Below are 12,959 nucleotides of genomic sequence, written 5' to 3'. Positions count from 1 at the left end.
GCAGCATGAACCAAAGCGACGAACTTCTGGCCTATCTCGAGAGCAACGGCATCGAGGCACGCACTTTCCGACACCCGCCGGTACACACCGTCGAGGAGTCGAAGAGCCTTCGCGGCGATATTCCCGGCTTGCACACCAAGAACATGTTCCTGCGCGACGGCAAGAAGAACTACTTTCTTTTCGTGACCGACGAGGACGCAGTCATCAATCTCAAGCAGTTGGCTCGAAAGATCGGAGCGAAAGGAGGCCTGTCGTTCGGATCGGCCGATGCGCTGCTGGAGTTGCTCGGCATCCAACCCGGCGCCGTCTCGGTGCTGGCGGTTGTCAACGACAAGGAACGAAAAGTCAGGGTTGTGCTGGACCAAAAATTGGTCGGCGTGGCAACGATCAATTGCCATCCCCTCAGCAACCAGAGGACGACGTCGTTGTCGCGGGAGGCGCTCGAGAAGTTCCTGGCCGTTACAGGCCGCGATCCGTCCTACATCGATCTGGACGACGACAGCCCGACCTGAGCGATCGATCTGCAGCGGCCCCCCGCTTGGGCAGGTCGCCGGCGCAGAGCCCGGGTTCGCGGCCTCCCGAATGGTCTTGTTTTTGCTTTCGTAATGCCCGCAATATGGCGCCCCGATCGCGAGGTTGGGGAGATGCGGTTCCACGACAAGGCCGAAGCCCCGGCCCTCGCGCGGATACGCTCGGAGGCAAGGATGGAGAGAACGATACGACCGCTTCGCGTCGGCTTTATATTGTCGAACAACTTCACGCTGACGGCGTTCTCGAACTTCCTGGATGTCGTGCGATTGGCGGCCGACGACGGGGACAACAGCCGTCCAATCCGATGCCAATGGCACATCATGTCCGCGGGCGGCGATCCGATCAGGTCCAGCAGCGGCGTGCTGGTCACGCCCACCTCCAAATTCATCGACCCGTCCGAGCTCGACTACATCGTTGTGGTCGGAGGCCTGCTTCACGACGGTCCGCAGATCGACGAGCGCACCGGCAAATATCTTTTGACGGCGGCCGAGTCCAGCGCGGCGATCGTCGGTGTCTGCACCGGCAGCTTCATTCTCTGGCGCCTGGGCCTCCTGCGCCAGAAGAAGTGCTGCATCAGTTGGTACCACTATCGCGACTTCCTGGAGGAGTTCGGCGACACGTTGCCGATTGCGGACCAATTGTTCGTTGTCGATGGGCGACGCATCACGTGCTCGGGCGGGATCGGCGCGGCCTATCTTGCGGCGCATATCGTCGAGTTGCGCCTTGGCCTGTCCAACGCGCAGAAAGCGCTTCACATCATGCAGATCGACCGGATGCGACCGGGCTCATCGGCTCAATCGGCTCCGCCTACGGAGTTCGTGGGCAACGATAGTCGGATCTCGCGCGCCTTGTTGATCATGGAGCAGAACCTGTCGTCCCCCCTTTCCATTGCCCGGCTGGCCGCTAAGGTCCGCCTCAGCACGCGTCAACTCGAGCGGCTGTTCAAGGACGAGACGGGTCAGTCTCCCCAGAACGCCTATCTGCGCTTGCGGTTGAAGCATGCACGCTGGATGATGAAGACCGAGATGACGCTTGCCGCCATCGCTGCGGAAACCGGATTTGTCGACGGATCCCATCTCAGCAAGGCGTACAAATCCACGTTTGGAAGCAATCCGTCCGAAGATCGCAAGAGATCCGTCCGTAGCGTCCTCGATCTCGAACCAAGCGCGGAAGGTCGTCGGGTCTATGACCCTGCCTGAGTTTGGTTTCTCAAGAGATTGATTGCTGCGCTCAGTCAGCGGCGTGTTGATCAGACTCCGCGGCCGAAGCCCCAGCCGCCGGTCGACAATACCCGGAGAGTCGCTGGTGATATCGGCCACATTTGGGGTCAGCGCACCTGCTTTTTCTTCTCGTAGATCAGAGCCTCGGTCTGCACATCCGACAGCGCACCGGCCCCCAATACTTGAACCGGACTTGTCTGATCGTAGTTGTAACTGCGCCGATCGTTCCTCCGACGCTCTTCTTCCTTACGACGTTCTTCCTCCTGACGCCGCTCTTCATCGCGTCGCAGCGTTTCCGAATCGCTCTCGCCGCCAAAGCCAAGCAGTTCGACGATGATGATCGACGGTCGCTCATTCGCGGGCTGCTGCGTCGCGTCCTTGGTCGCGTCGGCCGCCGCCTTGTCTTTGGTTTCGACCGGCAGATTGACGGCCGCGGGCGGCGCCTTCGGCACGCCCTTGGTCTCGCCACCGACCTTGATGTTGTCGGTGTTGAGCACATACATCGCCGCCACGGTGAAATTGCCGCTGACCCGGATTCCGGCGTCGCCCGCATCCACCGCGCCGACCGGAGCGATCAACGAGACGTCGCCGGCCTCGACACCGGTGAAGCCGATGATGGTGCCGATGCCGCTGCCGGAAATGTCAGCCTTTTCCATGACCTTCGTAACGGCGTCGGCATCGGTAACGATTTCCGGCGCCGACGGCACGCGCGTGGTCTTGGCGCCGCGGCCGGCGTCGATATCGCCGAGCGTCGACCAGATCACCTCGTCGCCGCCGGCGAAGGTGAGGATGCGCGAGCGGTTCACCGTCACACTGTCGCGCGCAAAGATGTTGATGTCACCATAACCAAGCGTGACCAGGCCGGCGCCCGGCGGCACCACCGTGCCCAGCGCCGCCACCTGTAGTCCGCCGCCCGGTGTCAGCGTCTCGATACCGCCGCCAGCCATAGTGAGGAACGCGGTGTTGCCGATCTTGATATCGCCGCTCCAGTCCTTGCCGGGGAACAGGGTCTCGATCGCGGTGTAGCCACGCTTGTAGCCGCCGTGGATCGGCCGATCATCCGCATCGAGCGTGTTCTGATCGTCGCCGGCAGCCTTCAACTCCTGAATATACACCTGGCGCAGGAAGCGCTGCTGCGTCAGCGCAGGCAACGACTGGAAGCGCGCCCAGGCGTCGAGCGGCGACAATGTCTCGCCGGTGATCTCCTGGATGAACGAGACCAGGCCGGACCTGACCTTGTGCGAAGATCCGCCGCGCGTGTCGAAGGCGTCGGTCAGATAGATTGGCAGCATGACGCCATCGATCGTCACCTTCAGGTAATCCGGCATCGCCGTGACATTGGCAGGATCGAGATAAGCTGCCGCCAGCGCATCGTAGGAGGGCTGCTTGCCTTTGAGGCCGGCCATCACGGAGATCGCGGCGCCGTCGCGCGGCAGTCCCCGAACCTCCGAGGTCTCGACCGGGCGGTTGTCGGCGTACGCGTAGTAGTTACCACGACTGTTGATCACGAAGCTCGTGCTATAGACGTCTCGCCCCGCCGCCAGTGCAATCATGCCCGGGCCTTGAATATCGATGTTGTAGCCGATGATATCGTTGCCGGCCTCGAGCAGCGAGACGTCAGAACGATGAACGTTACGCAGGTCGTAGCTGATATTGCGAATATCACCCCCGGCACGGAACCAAGTCTGCTCGTTGGTGGTGACCTTGCCGAGGCGCATCAGGTTGCCGGCGGCAACGATCGGCGAGCCCAATATAGTGCCGCTTCTTGCAAAGATACGGCTGGGCTCCTCGTCGCCCTCGTTAGGCAAGTGATCCGGATTGCGAACGCTTTCGATATAGCCGCGATGCGAATTGTAGCTGATCGGATTCTCGAACGTCATGACATTGAGCAACAGGGCATGAAATCCACTGTTCGCCGGCGATTGGAAATCGGGATCGAACGGAGACGTCACGAGCTGGATATCCGCGCCTGAGCCTCCGCCCACAGGCCTGAAAGGCGAAGGCATCATCTCGAGATTTGCCCGTGACATGCTGATTTCACCGAGCGTCACATCCGTTTCGGCGAGGATACGGAGTTCGGGATGGTTGCCGGGAGCCGTGTAGAAACGACTGCGGTTGGTCACCGATCCGTTGAGAGCAGCGATGCGCGTCATCGAGGGATAGAGATTGGTCGCCATCAGACCGATGATCGAATAGTCGATATCGCTCGTGTAGACAAAGCCGGACACATCGATGTCCTTGGAGAGAAATCTCCCCTGGTTGGCCAACGTGACGTTGCCGCCAACCGCCAGCAGGTCGAGCGCCGTCCGATCGGTGTAGCCGCTCATATGGGCGTTGTAGAAACTCTGACCGCCGAGCAACAGGGGGTCGGAGTTGAGCATCAGGGGATCCATGACCGTCTGCAGGAGCAGGTCACCAGCGGTCCTGACCTTCATCGTCGTGTCGCCAAGCGCAATCACGGGCGCGATGAAATAAGCATCGATCTGCGTCTCCGACTTCTGTACAGACACCGTGCGTCCGACGGTGAATTCGCCGGCGGTGATGGTGCCCGCGCCACGTCCCGCATAGTAATAGCCTGCGCGGATCGCGCCGCCGGCTTCGACCTCCATCAGGCCGCCGTTGCGGACTTCGAGAAGCTTGCGTTCGCCGCTCGACAGTCCGCCGCGGACGCGGCCATTGGTCGGCAGCGCCACCAGCAGGTTGACCAGATCACCGCCCGCGTTGACCGACACGTTGCCGCCGCCGAGCGCACCGACGCCCTGCTGGAAATTGCCGTAATCGACCCACCATGAACTCTGCTGGCCCGGCAGATAGACATAGCTGCTGTCGGTCGTACCGACCTTCTTCAGCCATTCCACGAACAACTGGTTGTCGTCCGGATTGGCCGGCAGCACCGACCCCACGCTGCCCTGCGCCGAAATTCTGAGATTACCGCCGTTGATGCCATAGGTCGCATTCACCGGCACGATGAAGTCGGCAAACGAGGTCTGGTCAGCTCGTCCCGCTGTGTAGATGACGGATTCGTTGTGCGCCAGAACCAGATCGCGGCCAGCCACGACATCGATATCACCGGTGCCGGTGCGGACGACCTTGCCGGCGGCGGCATCGCCAACAATGAGCGAACCGCTGCCTGATGGCAGAGCCGCCAGCGGAGCGACCGCAAGTGCGTTCGCAGATGTCAGATCGGCACCGGAGACGAGCCGCAGATCCCACGACGCGGCATCCTGCAGTACGCCACTCCGGTCCGCCGCCGAGAAGCCGTCGCTGAGATGGCCAAGGATGATGAGATTACCGGCCGCACGCAGCGTCAGCCCGCCGGCGCGGGCGTTGGCGCCGAAGTCGGCGAACAGATTCCAGTCCGTTTCGGCAACAAAGTCGCCCGAACTGCGAATCTCGATGCCGGGCATCACGGCAAGGCCGCCCGGGGCGTTAAGGCGTGCAGCAACCGCCGCGGCATGGCCAGCGAAATTGTTGGCATCGGCAATCGCCGCCGCGCGGACCGCGTCAACCGAGCTGCTGTCATAGACGCTGACGGCTTCGAGCACGGCGGAACGTGCGCCGACGATACTGGCCTGTAGATTGCCGACCGCGATCTCGTCGTGACCGGCCGACTGCAGCGCGCGGAAGCGTACACGACCACCCTCGGCGCCGGAAACGTCGATGCTGCCGCCGCGCAGATCCAACTGGCCGCCGCTGGCTTCCAGCGTCACGCGCCCGCCACCGAATTCGCCGGTGGCGCCAGCCTGGAGCCGGGCGGAGCTCAGCATCGTCAGCCCGTTGCCGGCGCTGACTGCGATCTTGCCGCCATACTCCGAGCGAGCATCGATCACGCCCGCCAGCGTGACTGAGCCCCGGTCAGCGACCAGCGCGAAGTCCGCGACGTTGGTGACGCCGTCGATCACCACATTGCCCGAACGTATCCGGAACTGCCGCGACGCGGAGAAGCCCGACGAGTTCAACGTCTGGCTCATGGTGGCAAAGTCCGGCAGCGTCGCGATGTCCAGCGCAAACGAACCGCCCTTCTCGCCGGCTTTCGCTTGGGCCTGGATGCGCCCATCGAGCACCACGGTGCCGCTGTTGGATGCAGCCATCGAGAGCTTGCCGGCCGCGCCCCCATCGGCATGCGCGGCAAGATTGAGCGTTCCGCCCGAAGTCAGTTGCACCGAGCCAACCGCCGTCAATGCGATGCTCCCTGCATCGGCGAATTGCGCGACGTCAAAGAACTCCTTCCTGAAGCCACCGACATCGATCAGACCGCCTTGGCCGATCACGACATTGCCGCCGGTCGCAGTCAGATTGACGGCACCTCCAAGCGCCACGATGCGCCCACTGAGATCGACGCTCGATCCTGTCAGCGAAAAACGGGTGCCGAGGCTGAGTTCGGGACGATCGATGGCGCTATCGCCGCCACCGATCACCCGAAGCGCGCTCTGGGTGAGGATCGATTGCGATGCGCCGCCGCGCCCGGTCACCACCGGACTAGCCAACGTCACGGTCGCCATATCGGCTTCGATGCTGCCGTTGCCCTGCCCGACGATCTGGCGGCCCGCATTCAGCGTGACCGCGTCGAAGCCCCGCAATACCTTGTTGCCGCTGCCAAGAACGATTTCGTCGGCGTTCAGTGTCAGCTGGAGATGACCAGCACCGACGGGGCTGCTGAAGCTGCCGCCGCTGTTGTCGAGTGCGATGCTGCGACCGCTGATCGCGATGGCACCATTGCCGTAACCAACCAGCCCGGCAGAATCCAGCGTCACCGCGTTCAGACCGGCACCGCCGAGATTGACGGAGGTGTAGACGTCGATCGTGCTGTAGCTGCGCAAGGTGAGAGACTGCGTATTGGCCAGTTGCGCCAGTGACACCGCATCGAGAACGAGGCCGGAGGTGCCGCCGCCGAAGCCGATCCGGCCGCTCGACAGTGACAGCGCCGCTCCTGAAAGATTCGCATTGCCGGCAACCACCGTGTTCTGCGTCGCATCGATCAGCAGCGCATTGCCTCCCGCAAGTGTCGCATTGGCGCCGATCGTCACGATCCCGCCCATCGTGATATCGACATTCTCGCGCAGCACCTTGACAGCATTGCCGGTGGAGACACGAAGCAGCGCACCGTAATCCTTCGACGGGCTCAACAGCACATCGTTGTCGGGATTGCCATCACTCACTCCGCCGATGTCACCGTAGACCGCCTTGACCTGCGGCGCCATCACGAGATCAACGCTGCTGCCTGGGGCTGTTCCCATTGCGAGGATGACGCTGCCGTCGCCGACGCGGATCGTGCCGCTCGCCGCAAAGAGGATTTCCGATCCTGTCAACGCGCTCGCCCCATCATTGCGAATGACGACGTCGTTCGCCGTCACATCGATACGCAGGCCTCTCGCGTCACCACTGCGAACGCCACCAATCAACAGGCTGCCGGCGCCGAAGTTGCTGAGCGAGTTCGCGTCGACCACCAGATAGCCGGTCAGATCGCTACGATCCTGACCGCTGCCGACGACCGCGATCCTGCTCCCGGCGATATCCACCAGACCGCCGCGACCGCCCGCGGCCGGTTGCGACCGCAGCAGACCTTCCAGCACGAGCTCGGTTGTCGCCTTGAACACCACCGATCCGCCGTCGGACGGAAGCCGCGGCGTGACGATATTGATGCCGGTAAGACGGTATTGCCCGAGCTTGAACGCATCGGATGCGAAGTAGGTGTTGGCGAAGGCTTCGTTGTACTCACTGTAGGTGCGCAAGGTCGAGCCCGACATCACCTGCCACGTCGAGCGGAGCTGCTCGTAGCCACCGCCATAGGCATCTGCACGGTAACCGCTCATCAGCACCGAACCATCCGCCATCGGCACGGAATTGGGGACCTCCTTGCCCGCAGATCCCTTTACGACGGACACCGCGTACGCCCCGGGCAGCAAGGCATAGCGCGCCGGCAGCAAGGCGTACCAACCAGCGGCGAGGCCATTGCCCCCGGCAAGCCAGACTTGATCCTGTGAAGCCGTCGATACATTCAGCCCCGGCATGATCGCGTAAAGTTCTGGCTGGGTCAGCACGTCGTGCGAGCCGCCGGGGCCGGGGACGTGCTCCCAAGCATAAAGATCGCCGCCACCGCGAATGTCGACAACCGAACCGGCCGCGAGCGTGACGCCGGGCGCATTGAGGACGATATTCTTTTCCGGCAGCTTGCTCAGCGTTGGCGTCGGATTGCCCGTGGTCGGTCTCGTGATCGGATCGATCCAGAACTCGTCGTTGCTCAAGGTCCCATAAGGAAGCACGAGACCGTCGCCGGACACCGACGTGATACTTCCAGCGCCCAGTGCGATGCTGTCCGTCGCGGTGAAAGTGATGCGGCCAAATGGCGCGCGCACCACGCCATTCTGCGCGATCACTGGCGCCTCGAGGTTCAAAGTGCCAGCAGCTGACAGCGGCAGCCCTGTATCGCCGTTGCGCTCGATGACCAATTGCGTGCCGGCTCTGATCGAAGCAACGATGCCGGTGGCCGGATAAACCTGCCCGACCTTCAGCTCGAGACGGCCGTCTGCATCGAGCGACGAGGTGCGGTTTGACAGCAGATCGGTCAGCAGGCCGCCCATCCTGAGATCGCGCGCCACCAGTTGCGTTTCAGCGAATCCGGTAAAGGCCGTTCTGGTGATGTCGATCAGATCGGCGGTTAGCGCGATCTTGCCGGCGCCGGCCGGTCCGGCGGAACCGGATGCTCCGAGGAGCGCGATATAGGGCGCGGTCAGCTTGGTCGTTCCTGCGCCGCCGCTGATGATCGCGCCGCCGATCGAGATTGATTTGCCGAACGAAAGATCGATGCCGGGCGCCACCATGAATCCGCTGGTGTTCGCCTTGAGATTGGCGAAGCCGCCATTGTTCACCGTATCGGCGGAGATCTTGGTGACCTTGATCGCCGCGGTCGGCAATACCACACGCTGTGTGGCGTCCGCGTCGGTATAGAAATTGCGCTCAAGGAGCGCGAGCTGCGCCGCGCTGGCCGGCATCACCGACGCCAATGGCTGGGACAGCCCGCTCGGCGTGGTGTCGGCGTCGAGATCGACAATGCCAAGTCCGCCGCCGCGGATCAGGCTGCCGGTCGCCGTCAATATCTGGCTGCGAACCGTGCTGTAGCGGAACGCTGTATCACTGCCCGAGCTATACTCGTGATAGACGTCGAGGTTGCCACGCGTATTGAACGATATGATCGCACCGGTATCGCGATCGATATAATAGAGAGTCGTCGGCAGCAACACCGGTTCGGTCGGCTCGGACAAGCTGCTGACCGCGATGTCGATGGTTCCGCCGATGGCGCCGGCGCCGCCGGAACGGCCGAGGAAAGTGCCGGCGATCAGATCGTTGGCGGCGCCGCTCAGATTGAGCGCAATCGTACCGCCGTTGCTGGCGAGGCTATAGGTCGAGACCGCGCCCCGTCCCATCGCCAGGTCGAAGGTGCCGCTCGCGCCCGAGACATCGATCAGCGAACCAGCTTCGATCTTCATCACCGCCGCATTAGCAAGGCTGACACCGCCTCCGGCCAGCACCGTCCCGGAGCGTAGACCTCGCGCGTCGATCTCCGTCACCGATGTGCCGCGTGCCAGCAGTTGCGCTCCTGCCGTGAGCGCGAGCTCGCCATTGGCGGACACGGAGATCGAGCCCGCCGGCGCGTCGATCACGCCACGCACGATCACGTCGCCGGGGATGGTGGTATCGGTAGCGGGATCCTTATGACCGATGGCAGTCAGCGTGACGGAGCCGCGGACATCGGTCCGCACCACGGAGCCGGCGCCGACCGCGACGCTGTCGCCGATCACTGACAGAGAAGTTGCCTTACGATCCAGCCGGTCCGCCGTCGGGAGCAACGCGAGCTTGCCAATTGCAGTAATCGGCGTGCCCGATGCAAAGGCGGAAACATCGACGCCGGCGAGATCGACATTCAACGGAAGCTGCGAAATCGTGGCGCCGTCCGCGACGGTAATGTTTCCCGTACTCGTCAACGACAAGGCGCGGAAGCCACGTTCGCTGTAGAGCGTCTCCGACAGCCGCAACACGGCGGGATCCGCCGGAGCGGTGCCGCCTACCTGGACCGATCCTGACGTAATAATCGTGACTGAGCCGCCCGAACCAGCCGCGTAGCCGCGCAGATCGAGTTCCGACAACTGATTGGCATCCGTGACCGACAGCGTGATGGCGCCGGCATCGCCGAGTTTCAACTTCGGCTTGGCGCCGCGCGTGTCGTACCAGCCGCCGCCGGACACGTCCAAGGTGATGCCCGGCGCGAAGTCGCCGGTGAGCTGGATCGTGCCGCCCTTGATCACGGGAAGCTGCGCCCCGCCCGGGCCATTGATCCATTCGCCACTGACATCGATCGCGGCGCCGCGACCGAAGGTCGCCGTCTCCGCGCCGGCAAACCAGACATTGCCGCCAGCAATGCGAATGCTGCCGTCAACAGCAAAGCTGGCCGGATTTTGAGTGCCGACATTGGCAATCACGTTGAACGTCGTGCCCGGTGCAAGCTCGAGTTTCTCGTCCTTGCCGAGCGTGAAACTGTTGGCGACATAGAAGGCAAGCTTCGACATGCCGGCTTCGGCCAGCACATCGGAATCGAGATAGGTGGTCTTATCGCGAACCGATAGATCTCTATCCTGAGTGCCGTGGTACCATTTCGCATCCAACGGGCTGCTCGCGGCAAAGTTGGCAGGCAGCTTCTCCGGCTCGGCAGCGATGATGAGATTGCCCAGCAGCCACTGGCGATGCTCGTCGGCGTTGCCGCCGATCGTGAACGTGCCGGCGGTGGCGAGCTGGCCGGACGCCGCCTGCCGTTCCCCCGTGATGACCCCGCCCCAGTAGCTACCCTCGAGCACCATGGCTTCCGCAGCGAAGAACTGGATCGAACCGGCATCGCGGCCTTCGGTATAGCCCCGCTCGAACCGCGTGCCGTTGCTGCGGTCCAACGGGTTGCGCCAGGTCTCGGTGATGCCGGCACGCGCATGCCTGCGAGTGAAGCCCCCCGCGAGACCGACATAGAGACGATCGGGCGTCGCCGCACCGATATCGTAGACTCGACCGTCCGCCCCCAGAATCTTGGTCGTGGTGATCCAGCCGTCCGCATAGCGCACCGAGCCACCTGAGACGTCGAGCAATGAACCTTCGCGGGTTATGATCGAGCCACTCGACTTGATGAAGATCGAACCTGCCTTGGTGGACAGCTCACCCAGCGTTGTCTTGCCAACTCCGATCCAGCCGGAGAAATCGCCGAGCGGCGTGCCAACCCATTTGCCGGGCGAACCTGCGATCCAGTTGACATCGGCCATGGGCCCGTCCCCGAACAAGCCGCTGACGCGTTTGTCGACGCTGACTGTCAGTCCGCGCAGCCACGAGTCACGATACAAAGGCGAATCGCGCAGTTCGTTGATACGAAATTCACCGGTGACGACGTTGCTCTCCATGGTGAGCAAGACGTCCTGCAGACCCGCGACGCTGAGGTAGGCATCTTCGCCGATATACACGCGGCTGCCGTCGCGCTTCACCGGCTCCCCTGTGATGGGAACATCGCCAGACAGGGGCGATGTGCTGGCAACGATGCTGATGGTGCCGGCCGGCACGATGACGCTGGCCCGGGCCTCGATATCGATGAATTTTCCGCGCATCTCGATGCGACCGGGACTGTAACGCGTCGCCAGCGACGTCAGCTCGATGTCACTGGTATCAGTGAGGTCCGGCATCGCCGTGGTGACGCTGCCTGATCCCAGAATTAACGTACCAGTCGACCAGTAGCGCAGTGGCGATCCGACAGGCATCGAGCTGCCGTAGGACGTCATGCCCTCACCCCAGGCGCGCAGCCGGATGGAGCCTTCGCGGTTGTTCAACGCGGTTGAGGCCTCGAGCGCGCCGTTCTGCACGATCTCGCGAGACATCAGGGTGATGTTGCCGTGGTCGGCCCGCACCATGCCATTATTGACGACGTTGTAACCGACAGAAGCGCCACGCGCCGCCATCTCCGGGAACACGATGTTCTTCAGGCCCAGCGTGTAGTCGTTGTCGCCGACCCAGTTTCCCTGACCGGTCACTGTCGCCATATGGTAGTAGTCGAACATCCAGCGCATCGGCGCCGAGACGGCGACGTCAAGACCGCGAACGCCAGACTGATCGGTCGTGAGGTAGATCTGTTCGCCCGCCGCCATGATGACCTGGCCGTCGGGCGCCGAGATGCGGCCGGAGTTGAGGACATGCGGCGCAAAGATCAGGGCCTTGCCGCCGCTCGCCATTGTGATCTGCGCACCGGCCTCGATCCGCACATCGCCTGGAGCGTCGCCGATGATCGCGCCTGCGACCTGGCTGGGATCGTTGAGCCCGACAAATTGGTTCGGGTTTTGTTGTCCGAGATAGCCGAACTGCGGCTTAGCAATACTGCTGCCCGATGGATCGTCGAAGACCATGAGCTGTTTGTTGATGCCGGCGCGGAACTGTTCATCCGACAGGCCCAACGATGAGGCGACGAAAGTGTTGACGTTGATCTGGCTCGATCCGCCGAAGATGATGCCGTTTTTGTTGATGACGTAGACTTGTCCTTCGGCCTTGATCGTGCCGAGGATCCGGCTTGGAGCCAGCGTCGGATCGGTGACACGATTGAGCGCAATCCAGTTGGCGGCGTCGGCACGACCGGCGGTCTGGTTGAAATACAGATCGGTCTCGCGGCCGACATTGAAGCTGGACCAGTTCAGGATTGCTTTTTGCTCGGTCTGCCTGACGGTCACCGTGGTGCGGCCTCCGCTCTGCGACTGCGTCGGCAGATCGGCGCCGGTCCAGACGCCCGGGACGGCTCCGGCCCCCGGCGCGGTCACCAGTCCTCCGGGCGTCAGTCCGTTCGGGACCGTGCTTTGTGCCGCCAGCGCCGCCGCACGCGCGGCGGCCTGACTGTCGCGCAGTGCCTGCAATGAAGCCGCCGCGCGCGCCATCGACGCCAGCGCCTGCTTGGCCGCGAGCGACGACTGCTGAGCGGCCAACTGCGCGGCCGTAGCAGTGGCTGCCGTAGCCGAACTCGAACCCGCGCTTGTGCTCCCCAGGCTGCGCGCCTGCGCCCCCGCAATGCTGCCGAGCAGCAGCGCAGCGGCACTAACCCCAACGAGCAAGTTATTCTTGAAGGTGGCGCGGCGGGATCGGTCGGCGGCAGGCTGGACGGACATGGCTTGATCTCTCGGCAAAGACTTTGACGTGAAGCTG

3 protein-coding genes are annotated in these 12,959 nt (G+C 63.1%); 2 read left to right on the top strand and 1 reads right to left on the bottom strand.

The window, feature by feature from the left end; translation table 11 throughout:
• Positions 1–5: 5 nt before the first annotated feature.
• The gene (locus ACZIRK_RS09390) at positions 6–512 is read left to right on the top strand and encodes a prolyl-tRNA synthetase associated domain-containing protein (RefSeq protein WP_474417734.1); all 507 of its coding nucleotides are present in this window, start codon (positions 6–8) and stop codon (positions 510–512) included.
• Positions 513–704: 192 nt separating this feature from the next.
• On the top strand, positions 705–1,730 hold the full coding sequence (locus ACZIRK_RS09385; protein ID WP_130222725.1) for a GlxA family transcriptional regulator: 1,026 nt from the start codon (positions 705–707) through the stop codon (positions 1,728–1,730).
• A 128-nt stretch (positions 1,731–1,858) separates the two neighbouring features.
• Here the strand turns inward: ACZIRK_RS09385 and ACZIRK_RS09380 are convergent, their stop codons facing one another.
• On the bottom strand, positions 1,859–12,922 hold the full coding sequence (locus ACZIRK_RS09380; RefSeq protein WP_463327220.1) for a filamentous haemagglutinin family protein: 11,064 nt from the start codon (positions 12,920–12,922) through the stop codon (positions 1,859–1,861).
• Between the last annotated feature and the right edge of the window lie 37 nt (positions 12,923–12,959).

The organism is Bradyrhizobium sp. Leo114, from assembly GCF_055229415.2.
This window is presented reverse-complemented; position numbering and strand designations above follow the sequence as displayed.